Annotated in this window: 16 protein-coding genes; 1 reads left to right on the top strand and 15 read right to left on the bottom strand. The window is 40.2% G+C overall.

The window, feature by feature from the left end; translation table 11 throughout:
- Positions 1-16: 16 nt before the first annotated feature.
- The 14 genes from alr to ppsA form a co-directional block, all read right to left on the bottom strand.
- The gene (gene alr, locus C1A47_RS03885) at positions 17-1,090 is read right to left on the bottom strand and encodes an alanine racemase (RefSeq protein ID WP_111892619.1); all 1,074 of its coding nucleotides are present in this window, start codon (positions 1,088-1,090) and stop codon (positions 17-19) included.
- Positions 1,091-1,109: 19 nt separating this feature from the next.
- Positions 1,110-2,558, bottom strand: coding sequence for a replicative DNA helicase (gene dnaB, locus C1A47_RS03880; protein ID WP_111892617.1), 1,449 nt, complete (start codon positions 2,556-2,558; stop codon positions 1,110-1,112).
- A 177-nt stretch (positions 2,559-2,735) separates the two neighbouring features.
- Positions 2,736-3,182, bottom strand: coding sequence for a 50S ribosomal protein L9 (gene rplI / locus C1A47_RS03875; RefSeq protein WP_111892615.1), 447 nt, complete (start codon positions 3,180-3,182; stop codon positions 2,736-2,738).
- Positions 3,183-3,190: 8 nt separating this feature from the next.
- Positions 3,191-3,418 carry a 30S ribosomal protein S18 gene (gene rpsR / locus C1A47_RS03870; RefSeq protein ID WP_000090661.1) on the bottom strand — a complete coding sequence of 76 codons (228 nt, stop codon included), beginning with the start codon at positions 3,416-3,418 and terminating at the stop codon, positions 3,191-3,193.
- Between the two features lie 11 nt (positions 3,419-3,429).
- A complete protein-coding gene (gene rpsF / locus C1A47_RS03865; protein ID WP_111892613.1) occupies positions 3,430-3,816 on the bottom strand; it encodes a 30S ribosomal protein S6 in 387 nt (128 codons plus the stop codon).
- A gap of 134 nt (positions 3,817-3,950) precedes the next feature.
- On the bottom strand, positions 3,951-4,703 hold the full coding sequence (locus C1A47_RS03860; RefSeq protein WP_111892611.1) for a DUF3142 domain-containing protein: 753 nt from the start codon (positions 4,701-4,703) through the stop codon (positions 3,951-3,953).
- Between the two features lie 6 nt (positions 4,704-4,709).
- Positions 4,710-6,803, bottom strand: a complete 2,094-nt coding sequence (locus C1A47_RS03855) for a hypothetical protein (protein ID WP_111892609.1) — start codon at positions 6,801-6,803, stop codon at positions 4,710-4,712.
- 86 nt (positions 6,804-6,889) lie between these two features.
- A complete protein-coding gene (gene cyoE / locus C1A47_RS03850; protein WP_111892607.1) occupies positions 6,890-7,768 on the bottom strand; it encodes a heme o synthase in 879 nt (292 codons plus the stop codon).
- 10 nt (positions 7,769-7,778) lie between these two features.
- Positions 7,779-8,105: a cytochrome o ubiquinol oxidase subunit IV gene (gene cyoD / locus C1A47_RS03845; protein ID WP_111892605.1), complete on the bottom strand. Its 327-nt coding sequence runs from the start codon at positions 8,103-8,105 to the stop codon at positions 7,779-7,781.
- Positions 8,102-8,725, bottom strand: coding sequence for a cytochrome o ubiquinol oxidase subunit III (gene cyoC, locus C1A47_RS03840; protein ID WP_111892603.1), 624 nt, complete (start codon positions 8,723-8,725; stop codon positions 8,102-8,104). The genes cyoD and cyoC overlap by 4 nt, the downstream gene beginning before the upstream one ends.
- Before the next feature lie 4 nt (positions 8,726-8,729).
- The gene (gene cyoB, locus C1A47_RS03835; RefSeq protein ID WP_111892601.1) at positions 8,730-10,721 is read right to left on the bottom strand and encodes a cytochrome o ubiquinol oxidase subunit I; all 1,992 of its coding nucleotides are present in this window, start codon (positions 10,719-10,721) and stop codon (positions 8,730-8,732) included.
- A 2-nt stretch (positions 10,722-10,723) separates the two neighbouring features.
- Positions 10,724-11,752 carry a ubiquinol oxidase subunit II gene (gene cyoA, locus C1A47_RS03830; protein ID WP_111892599.1) on the bottom strand — a complete coding sequence of 343 codons (1,029 nt, stop codon included), beginning with the start codon at positions 11,750-11,752 and terminating at the stop codon, positions 10,724-10,726.
- Between the two features lie 264 nt (positions 11,753-12,016).
- A complete protein-coding gene (locus C1A47_RS03825; RefSeq protein ID WP_111892597.1) occupies positions 12,017-12,763 on the bottom strand; it encodes an RDD family protein in 747 nt (248 codons plus the stop codon).
- Between the two features lie 71 nt (positions 12,764-12,834).
- Positions 12,835-15,213 carry a phosphoenolpyruvate synthase gene (gene ppsA / locus C1A47_RS03820; protein WP_111892595.1) on the bottom strand — a complete coding sequence of 793 codons (2,379 nt, stop codon included), beginning with the start codon at positions 15,211-15,213 and terminating at the stop codon, positions 12,835-12,837.
- 156 nt (positions 15,214-15,369) lie between these two features.
- Between ppsA and C1A47_RS03815 the strand changes: the two genes are divergently transcribed.
- The gene (locus C1A47_RS03815; protein ID WP_111892593.1) at positions 15,370-16,206 is read left to right on the top strand and encodes a pyruvate, water dikinase regulatory protein; all 837 of its coding nucleotides are present in this window, start codon (positions 15,370-15,372) and stop codon (positions 16,204-16,206) included.
- Positions 16,207-16,270: 64 nt separating this feature from the next.
- Here C1A47_RS03815 and C1A47_RS03810 read toward each other — a convergent pair whose 3' ends face one another.
- Positions 16,271-17,524 (bottom strand): D-amino acid dehydrogenase, encoded by a 1,254-nt coding sequence (locus C1A47_RS03810; protein ID WP_111892591.1) that lies wholly within the window; start codon positions 17,522-17,524, stop codon positions 16,271-16,273.
- Positions 17,525-17,606: the final 82 nt, after the last annotated feature.

The raw sequence follows: 17,606 nt of genomic DNA, 5'->3' as shown, positions 1-17,606 counted from the left end.
TTTTATTTAGATGTTATTAAATCGCTTGGCGAGCAGGGCGCTTAGTCAGACGACAAAGTAACTCATAACCAATTGTGCCGTTGGCTTTTGCAACATCATCGACCAAACGCTGAGTTCCCCAAAGCTCCACAGCGGTATCAATTGTTGTATTTAGACCTGTGACATCGATCGCCATCATATCCATGCTGACACGACCAACTAAAGGTACAGTTTGACCATTTACCACAACATAGTTTTGTTCGATATATGCGCGTGGGTAACCATCGCCATAGCCAATAGAAACGATGGCAATTTCCATATCTTTCGGTGCAATGAATGTTGAACCATAACCCACTTTCTCGCCCGCTTTAATTTTGTTTAAAGCCATGATTCCAGCAGTAAATGTCATGACGGGTTGAAGTCCGAGTTCTGCAACAGGATGATGGTCAAAAGGAGTTGCACCGTAAAGCATAATGCCTGGTCGAACATAATCAAAATGAAGTTCAGGCCATTTCATGATTGCAGCAGAGTTGCAGCAAGAAGCAAGAACAGGTGAGCAAGCTTCACGTACTTGTAAGAATTGCTGTTTCTGTTGTTCATTCATTGGGTGATCATCTGCATCTGCATTCGCAAAGTGCATAGCTAAGACACATTCAAAACCTTCTGCTTTCAGCGTGTTGATAATATCAATGATCTCAGGAACCTTGAAACCTAAACGGTTCATGCCACTGTTAAGTTTGACCCAGACTTTTAGGCCTTTTGCTTGATATTCTGTTTTGTACTGACGAACCCAATCTAATTGTTGTTGATGGTGCAGCATGCATTCAAACTTGTTGTCGATCGCAATTTTCATTTCTTCTTCGCTGAAAACGCCTTCAATGAGGGTAACTAGTTGATTAAAACCCAATTGGCGAATTTCAATTGCTTCATCTATGCATGCAACACCAAAGGCATCAGATTGCGTCAGTGCAGACAGGCAGTTTTCTAATCCGTGACCATAAGCATTTGCCTTTACCATGCTGACAATCTTTGAATCTGGCGCGAGCTGTTTGACACGATTCAAGTTGTGTTGTAATGCTTTGCGATTGATGGTAACGGTAGCCTGACGCACTTTTGGACTCCTTAAGAAGTTATTCTTCGTCATCAAATTGGTTGTAATACTCGGGAGATAAATTACTAAAACGAGTATATTGTCCTTCAAAAGCCAGTCGTACGGTTCCGATTGGGCCGTTACGTTGTTTACCGATAATGATTTCGGCAGTGCCAGCTTCTTTGGATTCTTTGTTATAGACTTCATCACGGTAAATAAACATGATTAAGTCGGCATCTTGCTCAATCGCTCCAGATTCACGTAAGTCAGACATCACAGGGCGCTTGTTTGGTCGGTTTTCCAGACTTCGGTTCAGCTGAGAGAGTGCGATGACAGGGCAGTCCATTTCTTTTGCCAAAGCTTTTAAGCTTCGAGAAATTTCACCAATCTCGCCAACACGGTTGTCTCCCATACCTGGTACTTTCATGAGCTGTAAATAGTCGACCATAATACAGCCGAGTTTTCCACCATGCTGTTTGGCAACACGACGAGCACGTGCACGTAATTCTGTTGGTGGAAGTGCAGAGGAGTCATCAATATAAAGATGCTTTTCTTGAAGCTGTAAAATCGTGCCTGTCACTTTAGACCATTCATCACTGTCTAATTTACCTGAACGTAAATGGCCTTGATGGACTTTCCCGTAAGACGAAATTAAACGCATGGCAATGGAGTCGGCTGGCATCTCCATTGAAAATACTAAAGCTGGCAAATCGCAGTTGAATAAAACACTTTCAACCAGATTCATGGCAAATGTCGTTTTACCCATCGATGGACGTGCCGCGACAATAATCATATCGCCACCTTGCATGCCCGAGGTTTTGTTATCGAGTTCAACAAATCCAGTCGTTAAGCCTGTGATGTTGCCTTCAAGTTGTGATAATTCACTGAGTTTATTGAATACGTCTGAAACCACAGAGGTAATCGGTTGAGGACCAGAATTTTTCTTGTTGTTATTGTGCTGTTCAGCAATAGAGAAAATATTGGTTTCGGCTAAGTCTAAAATTTCAGAAACGCTACGGCCATTGGTGTTGTATGCATTGAGCAAAATTTCATTGCTCGCCTTGATCATGCTGCGTAGTGTTGCAAACTCACGAATTTTAACAGCATAGGTTTCTAGGTTGTAGAAACTTGCAGGGGAGTCTGACATAAGTTGCATGAGGTAATCTTCACCACCAACAGCATCTATCAGATTCTGTTTAAGTAACCAGTCGTTTACCAAAACTGCATCGTAAGGAGAGTTCTCTTGAGCCAGTTTTTCAATGGCACGAAAAATATATTTATGACGAGTCGCATAAAAGTCATTTTCGTTTAAAACATCGCTGACTTGTTCGAAAGACTCGGCAACAGTCATGAGTGCAGCTAAAACGGCTTGTTCAATCGCCAAGTTATGTGGAGGTGTACGAAATTCTTTGAGCTGACCTGACGACTCCGTATTTTTATTTTCAGAAGAAACAGAGTGTTGTGCAACTGTGGCATTCGCCTGAGACATAGATAACCTTAAACTGAATAAAGCAGGGAAAAACAAAAAGATTAGCCGTTCTATCTTAAAGCAAAAGTAGAAAACTACATAATCTTAAAAACAATATAAATGAACGGATAAATCAGAAAAAACTATAGCGAAAAAAAAGAGCATGCAGAAGCATGCTCTTTTTGGGAATTACTGAAATTACTCAGAAACGATAGTAACAAGTACTTCAGCAGCAACATCATGGTGCAATTGGATTGCGATGTTGAATTCACCAGTGTGACGAAGCGCACCGTTAGGTAAACGAACTTCTGCACGGTCTACAACAAGACCAGCATTAGTTAAAGCGTCAGCGATGTCACGAGTACCGATAGAACCGAACAATTTGCCTTCGTCACCAGCTTTAGCAGTGATAACGATGTTCACTTCGTTCAATTGATCAGCACGTGCAGTAGCAGCAGCTAATACTTCAGCTTCTTGCTTCTCAAGTTCAGCACGACGAGCTTCAAAAGCAGTCGTGTTTGCTTCAGTTGCAGCAACAGCTTTACCTTGAGGGATCAAGAAGTTACGACCGTAACCAGCTTTAACTGATACTTTGTCGCCTAATTTACCAAGGTTTTTAATGCGTTGTAATAAGATAACGTCCACAGATCACCTCACTTATGGTTGTCAGTGTACGGAATCAAAGACAAGTAGCGAGCTTGTTTGATAGCAAGCGCTAATTGACGTTGATAACGAGCTTTAGTACCAGTGATACGGCTAGGAACAATCTTGCCGTTTTCAGTGATGTACTGTTTTAAAGTGTCGATATCTTTGTAATCGATGTACGCAACATTCTCAGCTGTAAAGCGGCAGAACTTGCGACGACGGTAAAAACGTGCCATTGATGTTCTCCTTATTCAGCAGCTTCTTGAGCTACTTGCTGTGCTTCTTCACGTTGAGCTTTACGCGCACGTTTTTCTTCAGCACTCTTAGCAAGCAAAGACTCTTCAGTAATTGCGTGTTCACGACGGATGATCAAGTTACGAATAATTGCATCGTTATAACGGAACAATTCTTCTAACTCATCAAGAGTCGTTTGACCACATTCAACGTTCATTAAAATGTAGTGCGCTTTGTGAATCTTGTTAATTGGGTAAGCCAATTGACGACGGCCCCAATCTTCTAAGCGGTGAATTTGACCTTCAGCATCTTTGATGTGAGAGATATAGCGTTCTACCATACCAACCACTTGATCGCTTTGATCAGGGTGTACTAAAAGTACGATTTCGTAATGACGCATTGTCAGCTCCTTACGGTTTAGACAGCCCCTAAATGAATTTTTAGAAGCAAGGAGTCTCAACTAAAATGTTGAGTCGCAAATTGCGAAGGCTGAATTTTATAAGATCAGCTCTATGAACTCAAGGAAAAACGTCATTATTTATCAAACTTTTTCGGTAACAGGAAAATCACATAACCTTTAAAGTTTTGATTTGCAGCGAAGTTAAGGCTTGGATTCCATTCACCATATTGCACTAAGCCAATTTTATAGGGCAATTGCAATGCAGCAATTTTCTTTAAATAGTCTTGATAATTGGGGATGGTGGTTGAACCTTGATAAGTTTGAATTATGATTTCATCAATATTATCTCTAAATAGCCTAATCGTATTTGGGTTACGTAAGTTCGTCCAATCCATTAGACTGGTAATACTCAGCCGATATTGTTTGGGAAGCTGTGTTCTTAAGTGCTGTAAAAATTGGGCATAGTCATTTAAATTTTTAGTGCGGGCATCAAAATCAATTTGAATCCCTTGAATTTGGTTGCCAGCACGCTCCCATTGCTTGACTCGTTGTAAAATCTTAGCTAATTCATCGCCATGCCAATTTAGGTGATAATTTCTGAATACGAGCCAAACTTTTTGTTTTGGAATATGTAAAACAGGAACACCTTGTTGAATCAAGATAGAATGTCGAGAGTGCGGATCCAGTCGAATTTCACCTTGCAAAATATATAATGTTTGCGCATGGGATAAATATGCGGCAGATGGAATATTTCCCCATAACCAAAATGCCTGATATTGATTGGCATCGACATGATATAGATTTTCTGCTGAGTGACTTTGTTGGCAAGCGGCAAGACTAGAACCTGCAACGAGAGCAAATAGTATCGAATATATTGTTTTCAGCATGTTCGCTTACCAATAATATTTCAGTGATTTTGCCCAAGGCGTATTTGGATAATCCCGTTTAATTTGGTCATACCATTGTTTGCGTATTGGTTTTGCAACCTCAGTATCACCACAGTCATTTATACCACTTGGCGAGTAACACATGATTGCACGGTAGAGTGCATAGGCTTGTAAATCACTTTTATTGTCTGATTGAATAACGCTTCTATAAATATTGCCACGGGCGAAAACAGGACCACTAAAACGATCATTTTGATAGTCACTATCTTCTCTGAATCCAAAATGTAAATTACGTGCATATTCGCCCATACAAATATTCAGTAATGGATCTTTGGGTATTTTTTCTAATTGCGCAGTCAATTTGGGTAAATCTGAGCATTTTAATTGAGCACTAATCTGAGTGCCATTCCAAACAAAGTCAGAAAATGGCGGTTTATTATTGTATTTTTGTGCACCATCAAAATATTTATATTGTGCGGCGTCTACTGGTAAATTTTTATAATATTCATTAAAAAGTGCATAATTTTGATGAGTTAAAGCTCTGTTTAATAATGTGAAAAGCGCTACTTGCTTTTGATCGTTCGTGGCTTGGCTACTTTTTATGATTTGTTGTAAAGCATTAGGATTTGTATTGTTGACAATAAAGTTTTTTTGCAAATTGAGTTGGCGAATACTTGGGTTCTTGCCAGTAAAAGCCGTAACATCTTGTTTCTTTATTAAATAGGGTGTGAGTGCGACTTCAAATAATCCACGCTGTTCACGGTGTTTTGCTTGAGATAACGCTTCACTCCAATAATTTTCAGCCTGATTTGGGTTGAGTTGATCTAAAATTTTACCTTTTAAAAAACCTTGACTGAGATGTAGGTAGTTTTGATTGGTGTTGCCTGTTACTGTTAATAGACTCAGTGCTTCACGTGGTTTATTTTGTACATAGAATAAATGTGCGGCTTGTAAATACTGGAATAAAGTAGGTTGTTGCTTGAAATGTTCTTTTTGTGTATTCAGTTGTAACCAAGTAATGGGTTTATATCCTTCAACTGGGTCATTCCGCATCATCATTAAATCATAGGTAGCTAGAAAAAATGGGTCACTTAAATTGCTTACTTTAAAATTTTTACTACTAAATATTTGGTGATCAATCTCTGCAGGTAATGCTTGTATATCTAAATTGTAATAAGGTGATTTGGGATTTTGCATTTGCCAAACCAATTCATTGATTAAAGCAGGTTGTTGTCCTGCAAGCCAAAAGGCGCGGCGTAAATAACCACGTGCACTTGCCACATATTGTCCATTCGGATATAGCTTCAAATAGTTGCGGATGGTACCAAGTAGCTGTTGTGGTTGTGCTGGATTAATTTTATTTAAATCTAAGTCGCCATATTGCCCCATGCCTGAGCTATAAACTAAATTTAAGCGACTTCGAATCAACATATACTGTGAAGTTTCTTTAAGCCAAGCATCATCAACAGTGCTGAGCACAGTGTAAATCTTATCTGCTGTTGCATAACTCGCATTATAAAAAGCGATACTAGCATTTAAGTAAGAGACGTACTGACGAGCAGTTGCTGACCATTGTTGATTTATAATAATAAAGGCCATTTTTTCACCACAGCCTGTAATTTTATTGCGCTCCGCAATGAGTTGTTGTTTTTCATTCGGTGCAATATTTTTATTATTCTGTACTTGCTGGATAAAATTCATTTTACCACTATCAAGTGTTCTACAGCGTTCATCTAAATAATCATCAGATTTTTTAAAAGACTGACGAGCATTGTTGACTTTATTTTTGCTCATTTGAATCAGTGTGTCAGATTCAAAGGGAACTTGAGCATAAACAGCAGTCCAAAGGTCTGTATCACCTTTTATTGGTTGAATTTCCGCAAGCCCTAAATCACTTAATAATAATATCATATTCACTTTATTATCATTTGAAGGAATGAGTACAGGTAAATTACTACAAGTGTTATAAGATTTACCTTGTAAATCAAAATCTGGGCTGCATATAAACTCTGCTCCTGCATTTGCTTCATGGCTAAGCAATAAAAGGGGACTAATTGAACTGAGTAAAAGGCTGGTTAAAATTGTTTTTTTAAGGTTCATGGGTAAAAAAGATAAATAATAATTGTTGTATTTATGATAGCAATAATTATATAAAAGAAAAAAGATAGAGTTGAACTCTATCTTTTTTAGAAAATTGGCAAATGTGGGGCAGGAGATTGATAGCTAAAGCTGAAGCTAATGCTGAGTGCAGTAATTAAAATTACAGAATACAGAAAATAGCGTTTTGCCCAAACCTGATCATTTTCAGCTTTAAAACCAATAATGGATAAGTACAACCAGTATGCACATAAAGCATTAAAGGTAATTAAGAAAAAGATATTGGTATAACCAAAACAATATAGACCATTGAGTACCGCAGCAAATAAAACCACATAAATCAAAGATTCAATTTTGGTTCTGATAATTGAGCGGGCAACAGGCAAAATTGGAATTCCTGCACGTTTGTAGTCATCGAAACGATAAATTGCAATTCCCCATGAATGAGGCATTTGCCAAATTGCATACGCTAAGAAGACCAGTAAAGCAGCAACATCAAACTCGTGTGCAACAGCGGTATAGCCAATTACGGGTGGACAAGCACCTGAAATACTACCAATCACTGTTTGGTGAATGGAGGTACGTTTTGACCATAAACTGTATAAGCATACATAAACAATAAAGCCAAGAACCGCAAAGCCAGTTGCATACGCATTCACAAAGAACCATAAAAGACTTAAACCTGCTAAACCTAAGATTGTTGCAAAAATTAGGGCTGCTTGAGGCTCAATGGTTTTTTTGACAAGAGCACGATTTTGTGTGCGCTCCATCTTGTGGTCGATGTCTTGGTCAATGAAGTTATTGACAACACAACCTGAGGCAACAACTAGGGTCGTACCTAAGAGTGTGATGAGAAGTAAGAGGATATCTACAGAGCCTTGGGCGGCTAAGAAAAAGCCGCCCAAGGTAGTAACGAAGTTACCGAAGAGTATCCCTGGCTTGGTCAGGAATATATATTTTTTCAGCATGACAACCAGTTTAGATCATCATGTTGAAATGTAGATAGTTCATTACCCAAACAGAACCAATCAACAAGATTGCGATGGTTAAGATGGTATAGATAAATGCGATTACGCTCCAACGTTGTTCTTCAGAAGCATTCATGTGCAAGAACAACACGAGCTGAACGAGAACCTGAATAATCGCAGTAATACCAACAACTGCAAGCAATAGACCACGGTCAAAACCACCAGTCATCACCATCCCGAAAGGGATGATGGTGAGCACGATAGATAAGATAAAACCAATGGTATATTGTTTCACGTTGCCATGAGACGCATCGGATGAATGATGATCATGACTCATGAGATAACTCCCATCAAGTAAACAACACTAAATACACAGATCCAGACGATGTCTAGGAAGTGCCAGAACAAGCTTAAGCAAGCGAGGCGACGTGTATTTGGTAAAGTTAAACCATTCTTTTTGATTTGGAACATCAAAACGATCATCCAAACAAGACCAGAAGTCACGTGGATACCGTGTGTACCAACCAAAGTAAAGAATGCAGATAAGAATGCACTGTGACTTGGGCCATGACCTTCAAGTACAAGGTGATGGAACTCGTTAAGCTCCATACCGATGAAGGTAGCACCAAATAACCAAGTGATAATTAACCAAGTAATTACGCCATTCACGTTATTTTTGTAACGTGCCAGTACAGCAAAACCAAATGTTACAGAAGAAATCAAAAGCGCGAAGGTTTCAATTAAAACGTAACCTAAAGATTCACCGAACAATTCTTTTGGACTTGGCGTGCCTGCTGGAATGTGCGTATGCAAAACCACGTAAGCAATGAAGAGTGTCCCGAATAGAACCAAGTCACTCATCAAGTAAGTCCAGAAACCAAAGGTAGTCAGATCGGTATCATCGTGGTGATGATGATCGTCGTGCCCGTGGCTATCGTGATGAAGTACGTCAGCCATTGTCTTAGTCCTTCTTCATGTGTTTTTCAAGAATCGCAAAGCGTTCATTTTCAATACGTTCAACTTCAGCAGCAGGTACGTAGTAATCAACAACTTTGGTATTTGAGCTTCGAATGAAAGTCACGATTGCTGAAACAAAAGTCACAACAACAAGCCACCAAATATGCCAGATTAATCCAAATGCCATAACAGTGATCAGGATTGCAAGAGCAAAACCAGCAACACGGTCTGTAGGCATATGAATGTCTTCATATTTAGTTGGTTTAATGTATGCAACACCGTTTTCTTTGTCTAACCAGAAGCGATCAATATGTTCGCCTTGTGGTAAGTAAGCAAAGTTATAGAACGGAGCTGGTGACGAAGTTGCCCACTCAAATGTACGGCCATCCCATGCATCGCCAGTATGGTCGATATTGTTGTTACGTTGTAAGTAACCAACAACAATTTGCATAACGAAACAGAAGATACCGATAGCAACCAATACCGCACCAACCATTGCGATAGATAGGTAAGGTGTCCATTCAGGGTTGTCATATGTATTTAAACGACGAGTCATACCCATGAAACCAAGGACATAAAGCGGCATGAATGCAAAATAGAAACCGATGAACCAGAACCAGAAAGATGCTTTACCCCATGCTTCATTTAGCTTCCAACCAAACATTTTTGGCCACCAGAAGGTAATTGCAGCAAACATCGCAAATACAACACCACCAATAATTACGTTATGGAAGTGGGCGATAAGGAATAAAGAGTTGTGTACAAGGAAGTCCGCAGGTGGAACCGCCATAAGTACACCAGTCAAACCACCAATACCGAAAGTCACAAGGAAGCCAAGTGTCCAAAGCATTGGAGATGTGTACGTAATACGACCTTTGTACATGGTGAATAACCAAGAGAAGATTTTCACACCAGTAGGGATCGCAATAATCATGGTCATAATACCAAAGAACGCGTTAACGTTCGCTCCTGCACCCATGGTGAAGAAGTGGTGTAACCAAACGATAAGAGAAAGAACGGCAATTGCACCAGTTGCATATACCATTGTTTTGTAACCAAATAGTGCTTTGCGAGAAAACACAGGTACAACTTCAGAGTACACACCAAATGCAGGCAATACCAAGATATACACTTCAGGGTGACCCCAAGTCCAGATCAAGTTCACGTAAAGCATTGGGCTACCGCCAAGCTCATTTGTGAAGAAGTGGAAGTCGAAGTAACGGTCAAGCGTCAACATTGCAACTGTTGCAGTCAATACAGGGAAAGTCGCAACAATCAAAACGCAGGTAAATAATGCAGTCCAAGTGAAAATAGGCATATCCATAAGTTTCATGCCTGGAGCACGCATTTTAATGATGGTAACAAAGAAGTTAACACCAGTTAAAAGTGTACCAAGACCAGAGACTTGTAGAGCCCAAATCCAGTAGTCAACACCAACACCTGGAGAGTATTGGATACCTGAAAGAGGAGGGTAGGCTAACCAACCAGTTGCAGCGAATTCACCAAGAACAAGTGAAGCCATAACTAGACCAGCAGCACCAGCAAATGCCCAGAAACTGAACTGGTTAAGTAAAGGGAATGCAACGTCGCGTGCACCAATTTGTAAAGGTACAACGATATTGAACAGACCAACAACTAGACCCATTGCAACGAAGAAGATCATGATCACGCCGTGGGCAGTGAAGATCTGGTCGTAATGGTCAGGGTGTAAGTAACCTTCACCGCCACCACTTGCTAGGAATAATTGAAGACGCATCATGAATGCATCTGCGAAACCACGTAGTAACATGACCACAGATACCAAGATATACATGATACCGATTTTCTTATGGTCTACAGACATAGCCCATTCTTTCCAGAGGTAGTTCCACTTTTTAAAGTAAGTAATACCTGCTAGAACAGCGATTGCACCAAGTGCCATAACGATAGACGTTACGATCACGATTGGTTCTTTCGGGATGGCACCCCATCCAAGTTTACCTAATAGCATATCCATGTTTATTCCCCTGCAGTAGCGTGAGAAGCATCAGCATGAGCTTGGTCTGCACCATGGTAATTGCTCATATATTTCTCAATAACTTTCTTAAACAGTTGAGGTTCAACTGAAGAGAAGTAAGTTACTGGATGAGGATGGTGCGGATAAGTCCCTAGCTTTTCAACTGCTTCAGCAGCAGCTTTTTCTTCAGGTGTTTTAGCGTCAGCTAACATACCCTCGATCTGATGCTCAGAACGCTCGCCATCACGCAAGGCTTGTAAGCCTGTAAAGTCCAAAGTTTCTTTTTGGACAGCAGTGTATTCACTACCTTTACCAGCTTTAACATCAGCAACCCATTTATCAAAGTCTGCTTTGCTTACGCTGTGCGCTTTGAAATGCATTTGAGAGAAACCATAACCGCTATAGTTTGAAGAGAAACCGCGGTAAACACCTACGTCATTCGCTAGAACGTGTAAGTGGGTTTGCATACCTGCCATTGCATAAATTTGACCAGCTAACGAAGGAATGAAGAACGAGTTCATTGTAAAGTCAGAGGTAATATGGAAATGTACCGGTGTTTGCTCTGGGAAACGCAATTCATTGATCGTTGCAATTTGTTGCTCAGGGTAGATAAATACCCATTTATATGGCTCAGCAATAACTTGAATATCAACAGGTTTTTCTGTTTTTTCAGCGTCAAGCGGGCGATATGGATCGTATTGGTGAGAACCCCACCATGCGATATATGCTAAAATTGCAATAATAATGATAGGGATGCCCCAAACTGCGATTTCAATTGCAGTTGAATGCGCCCATGTAGGTTTATAGTCTGCATCTTTATTCGACGCGCGATATTTCCAACCAAACCATAATGCCATTGCGATAGATGGAATTACTACCAATAGCATAAGATAGATCGCAGTCATCATGAGTCCGCTAAGACCTTGAGCGACTGGACCTTTTGAGTTTAGAAGTACTAAATCACCACCACACCCTGTCAAGAGTGCAGAAATCGTAGATAAAGACAATACAGCTAATATCGTTTGTCTCATTTTACAACCTCGGTGAAGAGTCCCATTTACATACCTAGAAGATGGGATAGCGATTATAGTGTCAGATGTTTTGAAGGAACTTTTCCCTCAAAACATCGGGCACCGCTACTTTGTAGGGCATTATGCCCTATATTGTTTAACTAAGCTATATTTACAGCAAGCAAAAATAAGTTATTTAAATCCAACAAATTAAGTTGGATTTAAGATTTAAAAAATAAAAAAATTTGTAAAATCATGCAGCTAATTAATGGTAGCTATTTCCAATTATTCCGATTTATTCTTGATTTTTATTCGATTTATAACTTTAGTTTTAGCAATCCGATCGTGCAAAGTTTGTCTTTTTTCGCCAAAACCGAACGCAAAATCTAGTATGGTGATAAAAGGCATGAAAAGTAAATTTAAAATAATGAAGACAACACTGCGTAATAAAAACACACGGGTTAGACCAACTGCACTATTATTTTCAGCATCTACAATTTGGATTTTCGCAATGTATTTCCCAATACTTTGTCCTGATTTTGCAAGGAAAAATGCTTGAATTGCTAACATAATGACAATATATGCAAGCATGCTGTGCCATGCATCAGTTGGAACTAAACTAAAGATTTCAGTTTGTGAACTCGTATTAATGCCTTGCTCTTGCAGTTTGATAATTTGAGTTTTGGTTGCTTCATCCATGTAAAAAGATGGCAAGGCAAATGCAGGTAACCAAAGCAAAAGATCAATAAGCTTTGCGAAAACTCTTTTTTCTATTGGAGCAAGTTCTGGTTTTGGTTGCTGTGGATTTTTCGACAGATTAACAGAAGAAAAAGGTGATACTGGCTCTGAATAATTCTGCGGTTGATAAAAAAGTTGACCGTGTGTGAGCTCGCCCAAAGGTTTCCATTCGGTCATACCTTGATGCCAAGCAAGATCGGTAAGGAGTACCTGTTGATTTGTAAGCATTTGATTAAGCTGTTCTAGGGTATAAGGTCCTGCTTGTTGATTATTTCGCGCTAAATATATTTGCATAAAACCGTTTTCTCAATATTCAATAAAAAAGACCCATCTAGGGGTCTTTTTTAACATGTTTTTAAAAGGACTTAAAGTTGTTTAATTTTTTCTTCAGATAAGAAGAACCATGTGTCTAACACTGAATCAGGGTTGAGGGACACAGATTCAATACCTTGTTCCATAAGCCATTTAGCTAGATCAGGGTGATCTGAAGGGCCTTGACCACAGATACCAACATATTTACCTGCTTTACGGCAAGCATGGATTGCCATGGAAAGAAGTGCTTTTACAGCGGCATCACGTTCATCAAATAAGTGAGAAACAATACCAGAGTCACGGTCAAGACCAAGTGTTAACTGAGTCAAGTCATTTGAGCCGATAGAGAAACCATCAAAATGTTCAAGGAATTGTTCAGCCAATAATGCATTGGTCGGCAATTCACACATCATGATGATTTTAAGGCCATTTTCACCACGTTTCAAACCATTTTGTGCCAATAGTTCAATCACGCGTTTTGCTTCTGCAACAGTACGTACAAAAGGAATCATGATTTGAATATTGGTTAAACCCATTTCATCACGAGCTTTTTTTAATGCACGGCATTCAAGTTCAAAACAATCACGGAAGTTTTCTGAAACGTAACGGCTAGCACCACGGAAGCCCAACATTGGGTTTTCTTCCTCTGGTTCGTAAAGCTTACCACCGATTAAGTTTGCATATTCATTTGATTTGAAGTCAGACATACGCACAATTACTGGTTTATCTGCAAATGCAGCAGCAAGAGTCGTAATACCTTCAACCAACTTCTCAACATAAAACTCAACAGGAGATGCATAACCCGCTGTACGCATCATCACAGCAGCACGAGTTTCACGTGGTAGGCTGTCAATGTTTAGCAATGCTTTTGGATGCACACCGATCATACGGTTAATGATGAACTCAAGACGTGCTAAGCCAATCCCTTCATTTGGAATTTGAGCAAAGTCAAATGCACGGTCTGGGTTACCCACGTTCATCATAATCTTGAACGGAAGTTTTGGCATAGACTCGATTGAGTTACGTTGTACTTCAAAGTCCAAAGCACCTTCGTAAATGAAGCCAGTGTCACCTTCGGCACAAGACACAGTCACGTCTTGACCATCAGTTAAAACTTCTGTTGCATTACCACAACCAACAATTGCTGGAACGCCTAGTTCACGAGCAATAATTGCTGCGTGACATGTACGACCACCACGGTTAGTGACAATTGCTGCTGCACGTTTCATTACTGGTTCCCAATCCGGGTCAGTCATGTCTGATACAAGTACGTCACCATCTTGAACTTTGTCCATTTCTTTAATAGACGTTACGATGCGAACTTTACCAGAACCAATACGTTGACCGATTGAACGACCTTCAGCAAGAACAGTACCTTTTTGTTTAAGCAGGTAACGTTCCATAGTGCCTACATTTTGGCGGCTTTTTACAGTTTCAGGACGTGCTTGAACAATATAGATTTGCTCATCATCACCATCTTTTGCCCATTCGATGTCCATTGGAGCACCGTAATGTTGTTCGATGATCAATGCTTGTTTAGCAAGTTCATGCAGTTCATGGTCATTTAGCGCAAATTGTTGACGATCTTGTTTTTCAACATCAACAATTGTTACGGATTTACCCGCAGCACCTTCATCACCATAAATCATTTTTTGGTGTTTAGAGCCAAGGTTACGACGGATCACGGCATGTTTACCATTGTTGAGCAATGGCTTAGATAGGTAGAATTCGTCAGGGTTAACAGCACCTTGTACAACCATTTCACCCAAACCATAAGATGCAGTAATAAATACGACATCACGGAAACCAGATTCAGTGTCTAATGTAAACATAACACCAGCTGCACCAGTTTCTGAGCGAACCATACGTTGGATACCCGCAGAAAGTGCAACAAGTTTATGGTCGAAGCCTTGGTGTACACGGTAAGCAATTGCACGGTCATTAAATAATGATGCAAATACTTCTTTAATTGCGATAAGAACGTTGTCGATACCACGGATATTCAAGAAAGTTTCTTGCTGACCAGCAAAAGATGCATCTGGAAGGTCTTCTGCGGTTGCAGATGAGCGTACAGCAACGGCAATATCAGGGTTGCCGTTTGAAAGTTCTGCAAATGCTTCACGCACTTCTTTTTCTAATTCTTTAGTCAGTGGAGTATCAACAATCCATTGACGAATTTTTGCACCAGTAATCGCGAGGGCATTTACGTCATCGACATTAAGCTGGTCAAGTTCAGCTTGAATTTTAGCGTTAAGACCACTTTGCTCAAGAAATTCACGATACGCAGCGGCGGTGGTTGCAAAACCACCAGGAACGGATACTCCTGCATTAGAGAGGTGGCTGATCATTTCTCCTAAAGAAGAGTTTTTCCCACCAACAAGTTCAACGTCATGTTTCCCTAATTTTTCTAGACCTATTACGCGCGCTTCCAAAGTAGTTTCTCCACTTTTGCAATATGTGATTTATTTGATCATGTCAAAAACACAAACACTTAGTTCTTTTTTGATGTCAACTAAGCGACAGTTCTGTAAGATGGGATTACTATAAAGAATATACGTCATTAAGACAAACATTTGAGGAGTTTTTTAATGCCTGAAGGTAAACAAATTAAAAGAACGGTGTTTTTCATTTCTGATGGAACGGCAATTACCGCTGAAACCTTGGGGCATTCACTATTGGCACAGTTTCCAAACGTCAATTTTGATATTCATATTATCCCATATATTACGACTGAAGAAGCCGCTATGAAGGTGGTTGAAGAGATTAATAGCTGCCAGCATGAAGAGGGTAAGCTGCCACTTGTTTTTGATACGTTGGTTGACCCAAATGTCCGTGAAATTATCAATACAGCCAATGCGGTTAACTTGGATGTTTTTGAGGGATTGATTAGTAAAATTGAACAAGAGTTGGGAACTCCACCAACGACTTTGATTGGTCAAACACACGCAGTGACCGATACCGAATATTATAAGGCACGTATTGATGCGGTTCATTTTGCTTTAGACAATGATGATGGTGCACGTACCCGTCATTATGATAAAGCCGATATTATTTTGATTGGTGTGTCGCGCTCAGGTAAAACCCCGACGTCGATTTATCTCTCTTTGCAATTTGGTATTCGTGTTGCGAATTATCCACTGACTGAAGAAGACTTGGATGATAACCGCTTGCCTGCTGTATTGAAGCAGCATAAAAACAAGCTGTTTGGTTTGATGATTGATGCTGAGCGTCTTGTTGCAATTCGCACTGAACGTAAGGCGGGTAGTCGTTATGCAAGCTTTAATCAATGCCAAATGGAACTGCGTGCAGTAGAAGGAATTTACATTTCGGAAGGCATTCCATATTTGAATGTTTCTGAGATGTCGATTGAAGAAATCTCTACGCGTATTTTGCAAATGACAGGTCTTAAACGTCGTATCGGTTAAAATGTTTTGGATAAAAAAAGAGCTGACCGAGGTCAGCTCTTTTAGTTGGGAGAGAGCAGGAAACTTAATGTCCGTAACGGCTAATCGCCAAACCTTCAGTACTAATTTCTGTTTTATTATTAAAGATAATATCGCTCAGTAATTTCCCTGAACCACAAGACATCGTCCAGCCAAGCGTACCGTGACCAGTGTTCATGAATAGGTTTTTGTATTTGGTTGCACCAATGATCGGTGTGCTGTCTGGAGTCATCGGGCGTAAGCCTGTCCAGAAAGTTGCTTGAGAGACATCACCACCTGGGAACAAGTCATTCACAACCATTTCCAAGGTTGCACGACGATTTGGATTGAGACGTAAATCAAAACCGCCCAATTCAGCCATACCACCAACACGAATACGGTTGTCAAAACGGGTGACTGCAATTTTATAAGTTTCATCCAGTACCGTCGATTGTGGAGCAAGGCTTGCATCAACAATAGGAACCGTAATTGAGTAACCTTTTACTGGGTAAACTGGAACATCTAAGCCAAGTGGTGCAATAAAATCACGGCTATAGCTACCAAATGCCAAGACAAACTGGTCAGCTTTCAGAATTTCATTGCCAACTTTAACGCCTGTAACTTTGTCTCCTTCCCAAACCAAAGATTCAACATTTTGGTTAAAGCGGAACTCAACACCCATGTCTTCTGCAATTTTTGCGAGACGATTGGTAAATAAGTAACAGTCACCGGTTTCATCGTTTGGCAAACGTAGACCACCAGTCAAACGATCTTTGGCACGTGCCAAGGCTGGTTCAACACTTGATAATTGATCAGGTGTAAGCAATTCATGTGGTACGCCACATTCTTCAAGAACTTTAATGTCACGTTGTACTGCTTCGATCTGAGCTTGATTGCGGAATAGCTGTAATGTGCCACCTGAGCGGTTTTCATAGCTAATACCTGTATCTTTACGTAGCTCACGTAAACAGTCGCGGCTGTATTCGGCAACACGCGTCATACGCTCTTTGTTGATGGCATAACGCTCAGCATTACAGTTTGCGAGCATTTGTGACATCCATTTGAGTTGCCATAATGAACCATCTAGACGAATTGCCAGTGGCGCATGGCGTTGGAACATCCATTTAATGGCTTTTAATGGAATGCCAGGAGCAGCCCAAGGGGTTGAATAACCAGGGGAAATCTGTCCTGCATTGCCAAAACTTGTTTCTTCAGCAGGGTTTGGCTGGCGGTCAAGCACAGTCACTTTAGCCCCTTGTTTTGCGAGATAATAAGCACTGGTTACTCCAATAACGCCACTGCCTAGAATGATGACATGCATCACAAACCCTCTGTGTAAATCCTTAGTTGATTTTGCTAGTATAGAGTTAGGTAATCAGTTTATTTAACTATTTTTTAAGCTA

The organism is Acinetobacter sp. MB5 (assembly GCF_003261585.1).
Classification (GTDB): Bacteria; Pseudomonadota; Gammaproteobacteria; order Pseudomonadales; family Moraxellaceae; genus Acinetobacter.
This window is presented reverse-complemented; position numbering and strand designations above follow the sequence as displayed.